General features: G+C 73.2%; 12 protein-coding genes. 5 read left to right on the top strand and 7 right to left on the bottom strand.

The window, feature by feature from the left end; translation table 11 throughout:
* Positions 1-52 precede the first annotated feature (52 nt).
* Positions 53-2,083, top strand: coding sequence for an alpha-glucuronidase (locus tag MWU57_RS17050; RefSeq protein WP_246910851.1), 2,031 nt, complete (start codon positions 53-55; stop codon positions 2,081-2,083).
* Positions 2,084-2,095: 12 nt separating this feature from the next.
* Here the strand turns inward: MWU57_RS17050 and MWU57_RS17055 are convergent, their stop codons facing one another.
* The gene (locus MWU57_RS17055; protein WP_106264792.1) at positions 2,096-2,857 is read right to left on the bottom strand and encodes an IclR family transcriptional regulator; all 762 of its coding nucleotides are present in this window, start codon (positions 2,855-2,857) and stop codon (positions 2,096-2,098) included.
* Between the two features lie 83 nt (positions 2,858-2,940).
* Between MWU57_RS17055 and hutH the strand changes: the two genes are divergently transcribed.
* Genes hutH through hutI form a run of 3 tightly spaced genes read left to right on the top strand, consistent with a single transcriptional unit; the run spans position 2,941 to position 7,509 of the window.
* On the top strand, positions 2,941-4,545 hold the full coding sequence (hutH, locus tag MWU57_RS17060) for a histidine ammonia-lyase (protein ID WP_246910853.1): 1,605 nt from the start codon (positions 2,941-2,943) through the stop codon (positions 4,543-4,545).
* Positions 4,546-4,564: 19 nt separating this feature from the next.
* Positions 4,565-6,247, top strand: a complete 1,683-nt coding sequence (gene hutU, locus MWU57_RS17065) for a urocanate hydratase (RefSeq protein WP_246910855.1) — start codon at positions 4,565-4,567, stop codon at positions 6,245-6,247.
* Positions 6,247-7,509, top strand: coding sequence for an imidazolonepropionase (hutI, locus tag MWU57_RS17070; protein ID WP_246910858.1), 1,263 nt, complete (start codon positions 6,247-6,249; stop codon positions 7,507-7,509). The genes hutU and hutI overlap by 1 nt, the downstream gene beginning before the upstream one ends.
* A gap of 12 nt (positions 7,510-7,521) precedes the next feature.
* Here the strand turns inward: hutI and MWU57_RS17075 are convergent, their stop codons facing one another.
* The 6 genes from MWU57_RS17075 to MWU57_RS17100 form a co-directional block, all read right to left on the bottom strand.
* Complete coding sequence (locus tag MWU57_RS17075) at positions 7,522-8,469, bottom strand: arginase family protein (RefSeq protein ID WP_246910861.1); 948 nt, start codon at positions 8,467-8,469, stop codon at positions 7,522-7,524.
* A 63-nt stretch (positions 8,470-8,532) separates the two neighbouring features.
* Positions 8,533-9,231: a glycosyltransferase gene (locus MWU57_RS17080; RefSeq protein WP_246910863.1), complete on the bottom strand. Its 699-nt coding sequence runs from the start codon at positions 9,229-9,231 to the stop codon at positions 8,533-8,535.
* Position 9,232: 1 nt separating this feature from the next.
* Entirely contained in the window at positions 9,233-10,795 is a 1,563-nt protein-coding gene (locus tag MWU57_RS17085; RefSeq protein WP_246910867.1) for a xylan 1,4-beta-xylosidase, read from the bottom strand.
* Positions 10,796-10,814: 19 nt separating this feature from the next.
* Complete coding sequence (locus MWU57_RS17090) at positions 10,815-12,473, bottom strand: extracellular solute-binding protein (RefSeq protein ID WP_246910870.1); 1,659 nt, start codon at positions 12,471-12,473, stop codon at positions 10,815-10,817.
* Between the two features lie 49 nt (positions 12,474-12,522).
* Positions 12,523-13,446 carry a carbohydrate ABC transporter permease gene (locus MWU57_RS17095; RefSeq protein ID WP_106264778.1) on the bottom strand — a complete coding sequence of 308 codons (924 nt, stop codon included), beginning with the start codon at positions 13,444-13,446 and terminating at the stop codon, positions 12,523-12,525.
* The gene (locus tag MWU57_RS17100; RefSeq protein ID WP_246910873.1) at positions 13,440-14,441 is read right to left on the bottom strand and encodes a sugar ABC transporter permease; all 1,002 of its coding nucleotides are present in this window, start codon (positions 14,439-14,441) and stop codon (positions 13,440-13,442) included. Before MWU57_RS17100 ends, MWU57_RS17095 begins: the two co-directional genes overlap by 7 nt.
* A 380-nt stretch (positions 14,442-14,821) precedes the next feature.
* Between MWU57_RS17100 and MWU57_RS17105 the strand changes: the two genes are divergently transcribed.
* Positions 14,822-15,844, top strand: coding sequence for a LacI family DNA-binding transcriptional regulator (locus tag MWU57_RS17105; RefSeq protein ID WP_246910876.1), 1,023 nt, complete (start codon positions 14,822-14,824; stop codon positions 15,842-15,844).
* Positions 15,845-15,883: the final 39 nt, after the last annotated feature.

Raw genomic sequence — 15,883 nt, forward strand, 5'->3', positions numbered from 1 at the left:
AGAAATCGCGCCCACAACGACGACCACCGCCCGTCGCTCGAAGGAGAGCCGCATGCCCGCCCCGTCGGTCCCGTCCGATATCGTTTTCGCCCTTCCCGACGTCCATCCGGCCTGGCTGCCCGACGCTGCGTTCCGGCCCGTCGGCAGCCGTCGCCTCGCGCTCGGCACACCGGCAGACGGCGGCACCCCGGCCGCGTTCGAGGTGCTCGCCACGCTGCGCTCCGAGCTGGACCGCGCGACCGCCGCCCACGGAGGTGCCGTCGTCGGCCCGCAGGATGCCGCCGACCTGCTCCTGCACCTGTCCCCCGCCGTGCCGACCGGCTTCCGGCTCGAACGGTCCGGTGGCCGGGTCACTGTCAGCGCGGCGGACCCGACCGCGCTGCTGCACGGCTGGTTCCACGTGGTGCGCCTGGCCGACGCGGCGTTCGCGTCCCGGCCCGGCGACCCGGACGTGGACGAGCACCACGCCCCCGCGAGCGCCCTGCGGATGCTCGACCACTGGGACAACGTCGACGTCCACCCCGTCATGGGCCAGGTCGAGCGCGGGTACGCGGGCGGCTCGATCTTCTACGACGCCGGCCAGGTCCGCCCCGACCTGTCCCGCGTCACCGCGTACGCGCGGCTGCTCGCCGCGGTCGGCGTCGACCGCATCGCCGTCAACAACGTCAACGTGGCCGCGCGCGAGGCCCGGCTGCTCACCGACGACCTCGACGAGGTCGCCCGCCTCGCCGCCGCCCTGCGCCCCTACGGCGTGCGCGCCCACCTCTCCGTGAGCTTCGCCGCGCCGATGACCCTCGGCGGGCTGGCGACGTCGGACCCGTGCGACGAGGACGTCCGCGCCTGGTGGCGCGCCGCGGCGGACCGTGTCTGGGCCGAGATCCCGGACTTCGGCGGGTTCGTCGTCAAGGCCGACTCCGAGGGCCAGCCGGGTCCCTTCGCGTACGGACGGGACCACGCCGACGGCGCGAACATGCTCGCCGAGGCGGTCGCCCCGCACGGCGGGCTGATCCACTGGCGCGCGTTCGTCTACAACCACACGCAGGACTGGCGCGACCGGTCCACCGACCGGGCCCGCGCGGCCCACGACCACTTCGCGCCGCTCGACGGCCGGTTCGCCGACAACGTGATCGTCCAGGTCAAGCACGGACCGCTGGACTTCCAGGTGCGCGAGCCCGTCTCCCCCGTGCTCGCCGCGATGCCGCGCACCCGGGTCGCGCTCGAGCTGCAGGTCACCCAGGAGTACACGGGCCAGCAGCGGCACGCCGTCTACCTCGGCCCGGCCTGGAGCGAGATCCTGCGGTGGCGCCCGTGGGGCGACGGCGGCGCGACCGTGGCCGACGTCGCCGCACCCGCCGGCGGGTTCGCCGCCGTCTCGAACGTCGGTGACGACCGCTTCTGGACCGGCCACCCCCTGGCCCAGGCGAACCTGTACGCGTTCGGACGGCTGGCCTGGGACCCGACGCTCGACACCGCGGCGGTCCTCGACGAGTGGATCACGCTGACGTTCCCGGACGCGCCCGGGCCGCTGCGCGAGGCGGTCCACGCGATCCTGGACGAGTCGTGGCACACCTACGAGCTCCACACGGCGCCCCTCGGCGTCGGGTTCATGGTGCGTCCGGGCCACCACTACGGCCCGGACGTCGACGGGTACGAGTACACGCCGTGGGGCACCTACCACTTCGCCGACCGCGACGGCATCGGCGTGGACCGCACGCGCGCCACCGGCACGGGGTTCACCGGCCAGTACCCGGCACCGTGGCGAGACGTCTACGAGGACCGCGAGACGTGCCCCGACGAGCTGCTGCTGTTCTTCCACCACGTGCCGTACACCCACGTGCTGCACAGCGGGACCACGGTGGTCCAGCACGTCTACGACACCCACTTCGAGGGCGTCGAGCGGGTGCGCGCGATGGTGGAGCGCTGGGAGGCGGTCGCTGCCCTGGTGCCCGACGACATCGCCCAGCGCGTGCGCGAGCGGCTCGCGGAGCAGCTCCGCTCGGCCGTCGAGTGGCGCGACCAGGTCAACACGTACTTCCTGCGGAAGTCGGGGATCGGCGACCTGCGCGGCCGCACGATCCACTGAGCGCCGCCGGCCTCATCCGTGCGCGCCGAGGCGGCGCGAGACCTGCGCGGCCGCCTGCCCGACGGCGGCCGCGAGCGCGTCGCGCCGAGCCTCCGTGACGTCGGCGGACCGGTACGTCAGTGCGATGCCCGCCACCGGGTATCCCGTGTGGTCCGTCACCGGGTGCGCCACCGAGGACAGCCCGTCGGTGACCTCGCCGTCCTCGACGGCGTAGCCACGGCTCCGCGCGTCGCGCAGCACGGCGCGCAGGGCCTGCAGCGTGCGCGGCCCGACCCCGGTGCGGTCGGTCAGGACCGCGGAGCTCGGGAAGAGGGCGCGGACCTGCGCGGCCGGCAGCCGGGCGAGCACGGCCCGGCCGGACGCCGTGAGGTGGGCGGGCAGCCGGACGTCGACGTCGGAGACGAGGCTGGGCCGGTGCGGCGCCCGTTGCTCGACGAGGTAGAGCACCTCGCGACCGTGGAGCACCGCGAGGTGGGCGCTCTCGCCGGTGGACTCGACCAGGTGCGCGACGACGGGACGGGCGAGCCGCGCGAGCGGCGCCTGCCGGGCGTAGGCCGACCCGAGCGACAGGGTGGCGGTGCCGAGCCCGTACCGGTGGTCCTCGGGCAGGTGGACGACGTAGCCCTCCTCCACCAGCACGGACAGCAGGTGGTAGACGGTCGAGCGGGGCAGGCCGAGGTGCTGCGCGACCGCGGCCGCCGGTGACGGGCCCGCCTGCGCCGCGAGATAGCCGAGCACGCGCAGCGCGCTGCGTGCGGCGGGCACGTCCGCCATCGCTCCCCCTCGTGTCTGGGATCCCAGACTGAACCGTCGGCCGGCGACTGTCCAGCCCACCGGTGATGAGGTGTCCTGACCGTATGACCGACACCCTGCCCGCTCCGGCCGGCCACCCTGCCGGCCCGGCCGCCGTCGAGCTCACGGGCGACGCGCTCACGATCGACGACGTCGTCGCCGTCGCCCGCCACGGCGCACCCGTCCGCGTCGCGGACCGTGCGCTCGACGCCATGGCCGCCAGCCGCGCCGTCGTCGAGTCGCTCGCCGACGACGACCGCCCGCACTACGGCGTCTCCACCGGGTTCGGGGCGCTGGCCCGCCGCCACATCCCTGCCTCGCAGCGCGCACGGCTCCAGCTCAGCCTGATCCGTTCCCACGCGGCGGCCACCGGCCCGGAGGTGGAGCGCGAGGTGGTGCGGGCGCTGCAGCTCCTGCGGCTGAGCACCCTCGCGACGGGCCGCACCGGGACGCGCCCCGTCGTCGCCGAGACCTACGCCGCCATGCTCGACGCCGGGATCGCCCCCGTCGTGCGCGAGTTCGGCTCGCTCGGCTGCTCGGGCGACCTGGCCCCGCTCGCGCACGTCGCGCTCGCCGCGCTCGGGGAGGGCGACGTGCGCGACGCCGACGGCGCGACCCGCCCGGCGCTCGCCGCGCTGACGTCGGCCGGGATCGAGCCGCTGGTGCTGCGCGAGAAGGAAGGCCTGGCCCTCGTCAACGGCACCGACGGCATGCTCGGCATGCTGTGCCTCGCGATCCACGACCTGCGCTCGCTGCTCACCACCGCGGACGTCGCCGCAGCGTCCAGCGTGGAGTCGCTGCTCGGTTCCGACGCGGCCTTCGCCGAGGACCTGGTGGCGATGCGTCCGCACCCGGGCCAGGCGGCGTCGGCGGCGAACCTGCGGGCGTTGCTCGACGGCTCGCCCGTCGTCGCCAGCCACCGCACGGTCGACGCGACAGGCCGCCCCGAGTGCACCCGCGTCCAGGACGCCTACTCGCTGCGCTGCGCGCCGCAGGTGCACGGGGCCGCACGGGACACCCTCGACCATGCCGCCGCCGTCGCCGACCGCGAGCTGGCGTCCGCCGTCGACAACCCCGTCGTGACCGTCGACGGCCGCGTCGAGTCCAACGGCAACTTCCACGGGGCGCCGGTGGCCTACGCGCTGGACTTCCTCGCCATCGCGGTGGCCGACGTCGCGTCGATGAGCGAGCGCCGCACCGACCGGTTCCTCGACGTGGCCCGCAACGAGGGGCTGCCACCGTTCCTCGCCGACGACCCCGGTGTGGACTCCGGCCTGATGATCGCCCAGTACACGGCCGCGGGGATCGTCAGCGAGCTCAAGCGGCTGGCGGCGCCGGCCAGCGTCGACTCGATCCCGTCGTCGGCGATGCAGGAGGACCACGTCTCGATGGGCTGGGCCGCGGCCCGCAAGCTGCGCCGCGCCGTCGACGGGCTCGTGCGCGTGCTCGCGATCGAGCTGCTCACCGCCGCCCGTGCCCTCGACCTGCGCTGCGCGGACGGGCTCGTGCCCGCCACGGGCACCGGCGCGGTGCGCGACCTCGTGCGCACCGTGGTCGCCGGCCCCGGACCGGACCGCGTCCTCGCCCCCGAGATCGACGCCGTGACCCGGCTCGTCGCGGACGGCGACGTCGCCGCGACCGCGCGTGCCGCCGTCGGGCACCTGGCCTGAACGACCGAAGGAGACCGGCATGACCCACGACCGGGGAACCCCCGTCCCCGTCCGCGCCCCGCGCGGGACGGCGCTCACGGCGCGCAGCTGGCAGACCGAGGCGCCGCTGCGCATGCTCATGAACAACCTGGACCCGGAGGTCGCGGAGCGGCCGGACGACCTCGTCGTCTACGGCGGCACGGGCCGGGCCGCCCGCGACTGGCCGAGCTACCACGCGATCGTGCGCACGCTCACCGACCTGCACGACGACGAGACGCTGCTCGTGCAGTCCGGCAAGCCCGTCGGGGTGCTGCGCACGCACGAGTGGGCGCCGCGCGTGCTCATCGCGAACTCGAACCTCGTGGGCGACTGGGCGACGTGGCCCGAGTTCCGCCGGCTCGAGGCCCTGGGCCTGACGATGTACGGGCAGATGACGGCCGGGTCGTGGATCTACATCGGCGCGCAGGGGATCCTGCAGGGCACGTACGAGACGCTCGCGGCCGTCGCGGCCAAGAGGTTCGGCGGGTCGCTCGCCGGGACGCTGACGCTGACGGGCGGTTGCGGCGGCATGGGCGGCGCGCAGCCGCTCGCGGTCACGCTCAACGGCGGCGTGTGCCTCGTGGTCGACGTCGACGCCTCGCGCCTCGAGCGGCGCGTGCGCGAGCGGTACCTCGACGAGGTCGCGCCGTCGCTCGACGACGCGGTGACGCGCGTCGAGGCCGCACGCCGGGAGCGCCGCGCGCTGTCCGTCGGCGTGGTGGGCAACAGCGCGCACGTGGTGCCGGAACTGCTGCGCCGCGGCGTCGAGGTGGACGTGGTGACCGACCAGACGTCCGCGCACGACCCGCTGTCCTACCTGCCGCTCGGCGTCTCGGTGGACGAGTGGGCCGACGCCGCCGCGAGACCGGAAGAATTCACCGAGCGGGCGCGCGAGTCGATGGCGCGGCACGTCGAGGGCATGGTGGGCTTCCTCGACGCCGGTGCGGAGGTCTTCGACTACGGCAACTCGATCCGTGACGAGGCGCGTCGCGGCGGGTACGGCCGCGCGTTCGACGTCCCGGGGTTCGTGCCCGCGTACATCCGGCCGCTGTTCGCCCAGGGCAAGGGGCCGTTCCGGTGGGCGGCGCTGTCGGGCGACCCGCGCGACATCGCGGCCACCGACGAGGCCGTGCTGAGCCTCTTCCCCGACGACGACCACCTGCACCGCTGGATCCGCGCGGCCCAGGAGCGCGTCGCCTACCAGGGGCTGCCGGCACGGATCTGCTGGCTCGGGCACGGGGAGCGCGACCGCGCGGGCCTCGCGTTCAACGAGCTGGTCGCCTCCGGCGAGGTGAGCGCACCCCTGGTGATCGGGCGGGACCACCTCGACGCGGGATCCGTCGCCTCGCCGTACCGCGAGACCGAGGGCATGGCCGACGGGTCCGACGCCGTCGCCGACTGGCCGCTGCTCAACGCGCTCACCGCGGCGTCCTCGGGCGCCACGTGGGTGTCGCTGCACCAGGGCGGCGGCGTCGGCATGGGCCGGTCGATCCATGCGGGGCAGGTGTCCGTCGCGGACGGCACGCCGCTCGCGGCGCAGAAGCTCGCGCGCGTGCTGTCCAACGACCCGGCCCTCGGTGTGCTGCGGCACGTGGACGCGGGGTACGACGACGCCGTCGCCGCCGCCGAGCGGGGCGGTCTGCGCGTGCCGGTGCGGGAGACGGCGACCGGCCGGGAGGCATGATGCACGAGGTCCCGCACCGCGAGCACGGCGCGACGCTGCTGTTCGGTGTCGGTGAGCTCACGACGAACGTGCCCGGCGTGGCCGGGGCCGACGACCCGGACGACCCCACCGCCGTCGTCCGCGACGCCGCGATCCTGCTGGACGGCGGACGCGTCGCCTGGGCGGGGCGCGAGGCCGACGCGGCCGCGGGCGTCGAGGAGGCGATCGGCCGGGCGCCGGACCGGACCGTCGACGTCGGCGGCCGGGCCGTGATCCCGGGGTTCGTGGACTCGCACACGCACCTGGTGTTCGCCGGGGACAGGGCGGCCGAGTTCGAGGCCCGCGCGGCCGGCCGCCCGTACACGGCCGGCGGGATCCGGACCACCGTGGCGTCCACCCGTGCGGCGTCGGACGACGCGCTGCGGGCCGGGCTGGCACGGCACGTCGCCGAGGCGGCCGCCCAGGGGACGACGACCCTCGAGGTCAAGACCGGGTACGGGCTGACCGTGACCGACGAGGCGCGCTCGGTGCGGCTCGCGCGGGAGGTGACCGACGAGGTGACGTTCCTCGGGGCGCACGTGGTGCCGCCGGAGTACGCGGGGCGGGGCGACGAGTACCTCGACCTCGTGTGCGGCGAGATGCTCCGGTCGTGCGCGCCGGGTGCACGGTGGGTCGACGTCTTCTGCGAGACGGGGGCGTTCACCCCGGAGCAGGCCCGGCGCGTGCTCTCGGCCGGCGCCGCCGCCGGGCTGGGCGTGCGGGTGCACGCCAACCAGCTCGGCCCGGGCGAGGGCGTGCGGGTCGCCGTGTCGCTCGGCGCGGCGTCGGTGGACCACTGCACCTACCTGTCCGACGACGACGTCGTGGCGCTCGCGGGCTCGTGGGCCGACGACGCGCCGGGGACGGTCGCGACGCTGCTGCCGGGCGTCGAGTTCTCGACCCGGCAGCCGTACCCGGACGCGCGGCGGCTGCTCGACGCCGGCGTCGTCGTGGCGCTCGCGAGCGACTGCAACCCCGGGTCGTCGTACACCTCGTCGATGCCGTTGATGGTGGCGCTCGCGGTGCGGGAGATGGGGATGACCGTCGCCGAGGCGGTCCGGGCCGCGACGGCGGGCGGGGCGACGGCGCTGCGGCGGTCCGACGTCGGCCGGCTGGAGCCGGGCGCGCGAGCCGACCTCGTGGTGCTGGATGCGCCGTCGCGCACGTACCTGGCCTACCGGCCGGGCGTGCCGCTGGTGTCCGGCGTCTGGCGCGAGGGCCGCGAGGTCCACCCGCCGAGGTAGGGCCGGACCGTGCTACCCGGTGCGCAGAGCGAGTCCTGCGAGCGCCTCCAGCACGCACAGCGCGGCGAGCCGCACCGTCCGGCCGTCGGGGGCGTCCGCCGTCGCGTCCACCTCGGCGATGTCCACGGAGCGCACCCGCTCGCTCCGCGCGAGCCCCCGGACGAGCGCGCGCAGCTCGTGCGCGGCGAGCCCGCCCGGCACGCTCGCCGGGCAGCCGGGCGCCACCGCCCGGTCGCAGACGTCGACGTCGACGTCGACATGCACCGGCCCGGCTGCGGCACCGGCGACGTCCAGGGCCTCCGCGACCACGGCCAGGATGCCTCGGGACCGCAGCTCGTCGAGGGTCACGACGCGGATCCCCAGCTCGTGCGCCCGCCGGGTGTACGCGGCCGAGTTGGCGAAGTCCGCGATCCCGACCTGCACGACCCGTGCCGGGTCCAGGCCCGCCTCGATCAGCCGCCGCACGGGCGAACCGTTCGAGACGCCCTCGCGCAGGTCGTGGTGCGCGTCCAGCGTGACCAGCCCGGCCGCCCCGAGCTCGGGTCCCCAGGCACCCAGCGCCGCGGGCACGGTCAGCGCGTTGTCTCCGCCGAGCGCCACCAGCAGCCGGGCACCGCCCGCGGCCTCGGCGACGGCGGCGCGCGCCCGCTCCTCCCCCGCCGGACCGTCGGGCTCGTCCACGTCGCCGTGGTCGACGACGGCGAGCCCGCCCAGGTCGACCGGGCCGCCGCCGTCGGGCGCAGCACTCGCACCGCGGCCCGTCAGTGCCGGGCTGTACCGCCGGAGCGCCGCGCGCACGGCGGCGGGCGTCGCGTGCGCCCCGGTCGGTGAGAGCGAGGTGCGCCAGGTACCGATCCCCAGCAACGCGGCGTCGGCCGGGACGCGGCCCGCCCCCGGCGCGGGCGCGGGCCAGCCGCCGGCGCGCGGCCAGAGCGGGTCGTGGGACAGCGGGGTGCTCACGACGCGACGGTAGCCGAACCGTGGACGGCACGGCACTGACGGCCTCCAGCCGGTGTGTTCGGCTCAGTCGGAGGACTCGACGAACCGCAGGCGGACCTCGGACAGGAGCGGCTTCTCCCAGCGCAGCAGCAGCGCCACGAGGAGCACGCCGAACGCCGCGAGCACCGCCGGCGCGGTGAGGAACACGATCGCGCCGGCGAGCACGACGGCGGACATCACGGCCAGCGTCACCCGCGGGAGCCGGCCGAGGAAGTACAGCGCGAGCCGCGCGGTGTCGCGGCCGCGGAACGCGAAGAACGACGCGATGACGGTGGCCTGGATCATCCAGAGCAGCACGATCGCACCGATGCCGAGGAGGATCCCGGCCCACCAGACCGGCACCCCCGCCACCGCGATGTTGACGGTGGTCCAGGACAGCACGGCGAGCAGCAGGAGGCCGGGCACCCAGATCTTCAGCACGTCGCCGAGGTTCATCCGGTACCCCTTGACGAAGGCCGGCGCCGGGGTCAGGCCGTCGTCGCGGGCCTTGGCCCCCAGGGCGAAGAGCGACGCCGAGAGCGCCGGTCCGACGAACACGGTCGAGGCGACGGCCAGCGGCACGTTCGAGGGGTCGGGCTCGATCAGGAAGAGCAGCACCACGGTGGGCGAGACGCTGATGGCCAGCAGGAGGCCGACCACCAGCAGCCGGTACACCGTCGACGTCGCCCGCCCGGCGATCCCGTGGTCGTGGTCGCCGGGCACCGGCGCGTTGGAGGTGGTCACGTCACCCACCGTACGGGCCGCGCCCCAGGATGCGGGAGTCGTCGAGCCACGCCGGGGTCTCGTCGTGGACGACGTCGAGCTCGACCAGCGTGACCTCGTGGCGGCCCAGGGTCAGGTCGAGGTCGACCCGTCCCTCCTCCACCGCGAGCGCCCGGTGGCTGCGCACCGGCTCGGCAGCCTCGGACAGCGCCTCGAGCTGCCGGCTCCGCGGGGAGGCCGGCCGGCCCATCTCCCGCCAGGCCGCCCAGGCGTTGCCGTCGGACTCGTTCACCACCGACCGGTGCGCGTAGACCGTCCGGGCGTCCGCGCCCGCCGGGGAGCCGCCGTCGTCGTCGCGAGGTCCGAGCACCGGGACCGAGAGCCGCAGCTCGTGGCGCTCCGGCTCCACCGGGTCGTCCGTGCCGCCGACGGGCTGCCAGGCGAGGACCGTGACGCGCCCGGCGTCGTCGCACGTGACGAGATGGTCCCGCCCCCGCGCGAGCACGTGGCGTCCCATCCGCGCCATGAACGCGTAGAGGTGGAACGTCGGCTTGCGGAGCTGCCGGTGGGTGACCATGCCGAACCCGCCGTGGAACAGCGTGGAGGGCACGCCCTCCTCCTCGAAGGTGTCGCTGAAGGTCCAGTACGAGAACGAGTCGACCAGGTCGCCGCCCGCCGCGAGCACCGGCGCGAGGTAGGCGGCGTTGTACGCCGTGTCGTGCACCGGGTTGTCCGGCCGGTAGGAGGTGTTGAACTCCGTGATGTGCACCGGCAGGTCGGCCAGCGGCGTCCCGGCGAGCATCTCCTTCGGCCGGCCGAACTGCTCGAGCAGGCGCTGCGGCTCGCGGACGGTCTGGTAGACGCCGAAGGGCACGTGCTGCGCCTGGCCCGAGCTGTAGGCGTGCACCGAGACGAAGTCGCACGGCACGTCACGGGCGAGGACGAACTCGGCGAACGGCTCCCACCAGTCGTCGGCCCCCGGGGAGAGCGCCGGTCCACCCACCTGGAGGGAGGCGTCCACGTCCTTGACGGCGCGGGCGGTGACCTCGTAGAGACGCAGGTAGGCGTCCTGGTCGGCGCCCTGCCAGAAGTGCGTCAGGTTGGGCTCGTTCCACACCTCGATCGGCCAGGTGCGGACCTCGTCGAGCCCGTACCGGTCCACCAGGTGGCCGACGACGGCACGCACGAGCGCGGCCCACTCGCGGTGGTCCCGGGGCGGGGTCACGTTGCCCCGCCACCAGAACACCGTCTGCTCGCCGGACGCCAGGGCGGCGGGCATGAACCCCAGCTCGAGGAACGGCTTGATGCCCAGCCCGAGATAGGCGTCCACCACCTGGTCGACGTACGTGAACGCGTAGCGCGTGGCGGCACGGCCGGCCACCTCGTACGGCCGGTGCACGCCGACGTCGTCGGACAGCAGGCCGTGGCCGCGGACGTACCGGAACCCGATCTCGCGCTGCACCAGGGCCAAGGACTCCTGGTAGTCCTGGCGCAGCGCGAGGTTGAAACGGCCCGTGCCGACGCAGGACCGCCAGGCGTCGCTGAGCACTCCGACGGGTTCGGCGGGGACGGTGAGGCGAGGCACGGGGCTCCTTCGGGGTGGTTCAGTCGCCGACGCCGGCGGCGGCGTTGGCGCGGTCGACGTAGTCGGTCATGCCGGCGCCCTCGAGCTCGGCGACGTAGGCGTCCCACTCGGACATCGGCCGGTCGCCGAGCATGAACTGGGCCGTGTTCTGCATGACGATGTCCTGCAGGGTGGTCTGCTGCAGGCCCGCCTGCTCCTGCTGCATCTCGTCGTACTGCACGGCCGGCGGGATCGGCAGCTCGGACTTGACGGCGTTCATCCCGTCCATGAACTCGATGACCTCGTCGCTCATCATCGACTTGTCCAGGTCCTCGGTGGAGCCGTGGGCGATGGACCAGACCCCGTTGTAGTAGCCGAAGTCGGCGTTGAGGAGCTTCGGGGCGTCCGGGTTGAGCTCGCCCCAGCCGACCTCGTCGACGAGGACGCGCTCGTCGCCCTGACGCTCGAACGTCTCGCCCTCGACGCCCCACTTGGCGAACTCGAGGCCCTCGTCGGAGTAGTACAGCCAGTCGACGAACTGCAGCATCGCGAGGAAGTCGTCCTGCTCGGCGGCCTGCGCCGAGAACATCAGGCCGGACTCGCGGCGCGTGCCGCCGGGGATGAGGTCGCCGGCCGGCCCGCCCGGCACCACGATCTGCTTGATCTCGGCGTCGCTGTCACCGGTCTCGGCGAACGCGTCCCGGTACTCCAGCAGCACCTGGTCGTTGGAACCGATGGCGGCGGCCTGGCCGGAGGCGAACTTCTCCTTCGCCTGGTCGTCGTCCTGGGTCAGCGCCTCCGGGTCCAGCAGACCGTCGGCGACGAGGTCGGCGAAGTACTGGACCAGGGAGCGGTACTCGTCCGAGGCGCCGGCGTACTCGTACGCACCGGCGTCCGCGTCCCACTGCAGACCCTGGCCGTAGTTCCAGCCCGCGTTGGTGCCGAAGTTCGGCGCCGCAGCCATCATCGTGGCCTCGATGGGCCCGTTGATCGACCACCGGTCGGTCATGGCGTGGTCGAGGTCCGGGTTCTCCTCGGCGATGACGGCGAGCTGCTCGGCGAACTCGTCCCACGTCGTCGGGTGCTCGAGCCCCGCCGCGTCCCAGAGGTCCTGACGGATGGCCACCGAGTACTGGTGCTTGGCGACCTCGTGCAGGCCCGGGATCATGTAGTACTTGCCGTCGGCCTGGCGCTGCGCCTCGATCTCCTCGGTGAGGCCCCAGTCGGAGACCTTCTGCTGGAAGTTCGGCATGTACTGCACGTAGTCGGAGATCGGCAGGATCGCGCCGCCACCGATGAACTGGACCTCGTCGCCCGGGTAGGTGGCCGGCATGATGTCGGGCGCCTCGCCCGAGCCGATGAGCACCGAGCGCTTCTGCTGCATGTCCTCGAGCGGCACGTTCTCGTAGTCGAACGTGACGTTGTTGTCCTGCTCGAGGTGCTGGACGATCGACCAGTCCTCCTTGAACGGGTAGTTCGGGTGGTCGCGGTAGAGCAGGCCGAACTCGACCGGCTCCGTGGCCACGAACGTGTCCCCCGCCGCGAAGTCCTCCATGTAGCCGACCTGCGAGGCCATGTCGATCGCGCCGGCCTCCGCACCGTCCTCGGGGCTCTCGCCGTCGCCCGAGCACGCTGTCAGGGTGACGGTCAGCGCGACGACGGCGCCTCCCGCGACGATCGTGTTCCGAGTGATCCTCATTGCTCTCCTCCTGTGGTGAACGTCGTTGTTCGCGACGGTGGGGGCGGGTTCAGCCCTTGACCGAGCCGAGCATCACGCCCGACACGAAGTACTTCTGGATGAACGGGTAGAAGCAGATGATCGGCAGGACCGTCAGCAGCATCGCGACGGCCTGGATGTTGGCGCCGATCTGCACCGTCTCCATCCCCGCCTCGACGCCGCTGCCGGTCGCGCCGGCCAGCAGGTTGCGCAGGTAGAGCGTCACCGGCTGCAGCCCGGGGTCGCTCAGGTAGAGGAACGCGGGGAACCACGCGTTCCAGAACGAGACGGCGTAGAACAGGACCATGGTGGCGACCACCGCCTTGGACAGCGGCAGCACGATGCGCCCGAAGATCCCGTAGGTGGTGAGCCCGTCGATCGACGCCGCCTCCTCCAGGTCGCTGGGGAAGTTCTCGAAGAACGACTTCATGACCAGCAGATTGAAGGCGCTGATCGCGTTGGGCAGCACGATCGCCCAGATGGTGTTCTTCAGGCCGAGGTTCGTGATGAGCAGGTAGTTCGGGATGAGACCGCCGTTGAAGAACATCGTCACCACGACGAGCCCGATGAAGACCGACCGTCCCTTCAGGTGCCGCTTCGACAGCGCGTAGGCCATCGTCGTGGTGAGCACCATCGCGATGCCGGTCGCCAGGACGGTCTGGATGATCGTGTTGCGGTAGCCGGTCCAGAAGCGCTCGTCACCGAACACCGTCTCGAAGGTGGTCAGGTTGAACCCCTTGGGCCAGAGGTTCACCTCGCCGGCCACGATGTACCCCTGTGAGCTGAACGCCTGGGCGATCAGGTTCACGAACGGGTACAGGGTCACCAGGCACACCAGGACGAGGAGCACGGCGTTGACGACACGGAACACCGTGTAGCCGCGGGTGTCCTTGATCGTCGTCGGGACCGCGCGGACCGCCGAGATGTCCGGGGCCGTCGGCGTCGTGCTCACCACAGGGACGCTCCAACCAGTCGCTTCGAGATGGCGTTGGCCGACAGCACGAGCGTCAGCCCGATGACGGCCTCGAAGAGGCCGATCGCCGCCGCGTAGGAGAAGCTGCCGCTCGTCAGGCCCACGCGGTAGAGGTAGGTGGCGATGACGTCCGCCGTCGAGTAGGTCAGCGGGTTGTAGAGGAGGAGGACCTTCTCGAACCCGACCGCCAGGAAGGTGCCGATGTTGAGGATGAGCAGCACCACGATGGTGGGGCGGATGCCGGGCAGGGTGATGTGCCAGATCTGCTGCCACCGGTTGGCCCCGTCGATGCGCGACGCCTCGTAGAGCTGGTCGTCGATGGTCGTCAGCGCGGCCAGGTAGAGGATGGTGCCGAACCCGACGACCTGCCAGATCTCGGAGCTCACGTACACGGGGCGGAACCAGTCGGCCCGCTGCATGAACGAGACCTCCTCGCCGCCCACGGCCGTGATGATCTGGTTGATCGTGCCGTTGAGCGCCGTCAGCTCGTAGACGAACCCGGCGACGATCACGATCGACATGAAGTGCGGCAGGTAGGTGATCGTCTGGACGGCCTTCTTGAAGCGGCGTGAGCGCAGCTCGTTGAGCATGAGCGCCAGGACGATCGGCAGGGGGAAGACGATGACCAGGGTCAGCGCCCCGAGGACCACCGTGTTGGTGAACACCCGCCAGAACGTGGGGTCGTTGAGGAACATCTCGACGTAGTGGAGGCCGACCCACTCGTCACCGAAGATGGACCCTCCCGGCCGGAAGCGCCGGAACGCGATGACGTTGCCCGCCATCGGCACGTACCGGAACAGCAGCAGGAACGCGATGGGCAGCACGAGGAACGTGTAGAGCCGCCAGTCCCTGCGCAGCGCGGCGGTCCAGGTGTCGCGACGGACGCGCCGTCGCCTGCCGCCGGACGACGGCGGGTCGGCCGTCGCGTCGACGACCACGGCGGGGGCGGTGACCACCGCCTCGGTCCCGTGTGTCATGTCCTGCTCCTGGTTCGTCACGTCGTCGTGGCGGGCCGTCGAGCCCGTGGCGTCGTCGCCGGTCGAAACTTTCGACATTGAAAACGTTGTCGACGTGAGCGACAGTAGGCGGGCACGGCACAGCGGTCAAGCCGAGGCCGGTCACGGTACGGTCACGACTGAGGCCCGTCGCCTCCCATGGCGCGGCTCCGCTGTGGCAGACGTGCGGTGCGCCGTGGCACCGCGTCGCCCGCAAGGTCGCTACGATAGAGCCGAAAGTTTCGCAATAGTCTCGCTCAGATGACAACGCCCGCACCGGGCGCGGCCCGGGTCGGTGACGGTCCAGGCCGGTGACGGTCCAGGCCGGTGACGGCCAAGGCGTACTACCAGGAAGGGACCCGATGTCCGCTCCCCGCTCCGCGCCGACGATCGCCCAGATCGCCCGGGAGGTCGGCGTCTCGGTCCCCACGGTCTCCAAGGTCCTCAACGGCCGGTCGGACGTCGCGCCGGCCACCCGTGCGCGGGTCGAGGAGGCGCTGGACCGGCACAGCTACCGGCGCCGTCGGCCGGGGATCCCCCCGACCGGGGCCGGGCTGATCGACCTCGTCTTCCACCGGCTGGGCTCGACCTGGTCCCTGGAGATCATCCGCGGCGTCGAGGACACTGCCGCGGCGGGCCGCACCAGCGTGATCCTCTCCGAGCTCGGCGGGCAGCACCGGCCGCCCCGCACCTGGCTGGAGACGACGCTCGCGCGCCCGCCGCTGGGCGTGCTGCTGGTGGCCTCCCAGCTCACCGAGGCCCAGCAGCGACGGCTGACGAGCAGGTCGGTCCCGTTCGTCGTCATCGACACCGACGGCGAGCCGCCGCCGGACGTGCCCACCGTGGGTTCCGACAACTGGAACGGCGGGCTCGCGGCCACCCGCCACCTCGTCGAGCTCGGGCACCGGCGTGTCGCGGCGATCTCGGGGCCGTCCGACATGCTGTGCAGCCGGGCCCGCATCGACGGCTACCGCAGCGCCCTGGAGTCGGCGGGGATCGCCGTCGACCCCTCGCTGGTGGACTCCGGCAACTTCTATGTCGAGGCGGGGTACGCCGCGGCGCGGCGGCTGCTCGACCGCGCGGACCGCCCGACGGCCATCTTCGCCGGCTCGGACATGCAGGCGATCGGCGCCCTGCGCGCCGCGCAGGACCTCGGCCTGCGGGTGCCCGACGACGTCTCGGTGGTGGGGTACGACGACCTGCCGCTGGCCCAGTGGACCGTCCCGGCCCTGACCACCGTGCGGCAGCCGTTGGCCGAGATGGGCGCCACGGCGACCCGCATGGTGCTCGAGCTCGCCGCCGGGAGCACGCCGGCGGTCACCCGCGTCAACCTCGCCACGGAGCTGGTGGTCCGGGAGTCCACGGCTCCCCCGCCCCCCACCTGACCCCCCTCCCTCCACGCTGTGGGTGCACGACACGCCGTC

The organism is Isoptericola sp. S6320L (assembly GCF_023015685.1).
Taxonomy (GTDB): domain Bacteria; phylum Actinomycetota; class Actinomycetes; order Actinomycetales; family Cellulomonadaceae; genus Isoptericola; species Isoptericola halotolerans_A.

Bases quoted from the DNA above. Each gene is read 5' to 3' on its own strand.
- MWU57_RS17050 (WP_246910851.1), top strand. From the start codon at position 53: ATGCCCGCCCCGTCGGTCCCGTCCGATATCGTTTTCGCCCTTCCCGAC.
- MWU57_RS17055 (WP_106264792.1), bottom strand. From the start codon at position 2,857: ATGGCGGACGTGCCCGCCGCACGCAGCGCGCTGCGCGTGCTCGGCTAT.
- hutH (WP_246910853.1), top strand. From the start codon at position 2,941: ATGACCGACACCCTGCCCGCTCCGGCCGGCCACCCTGCCGGCCCGGCC.
- hutU (WP_246910855.1), top strand. From the start codon at position 4,565: ATGACCCACGACCGGGGAACCCCCGTCCCCGTCCGCGCCCCGCGCGGG.
- hutI (WP_246910858.1), top strand. From the start codon at position 6,247: ATGCACGAGGTCCCGCACCGCGAGCACGGCGCGACGCTGCTGTTCGGT.
- MWU57_RS17090 (WP_246910870.1), bottom strand. From the start codon at position 12,473: ATGAGGATCACTCGGAACACGATCGTCGCGGGAGGCGCCGTCGTCGCG.
- MWU57_RS17100 (WP_246910873.1), bottom strand. From the start codon at position 14,441: ATGACACACGGGACCGAGGCGGTGGTCACCGCCCCCGCCGTGGTCGTC.
- MWU57_RS17105 (WP_246910876.1), top strand. From the start codon at position 14,822: ATGTCCGCTCCCCGCTCCGCGCCGACGATCGCCCAGATCGCCCGGGAG.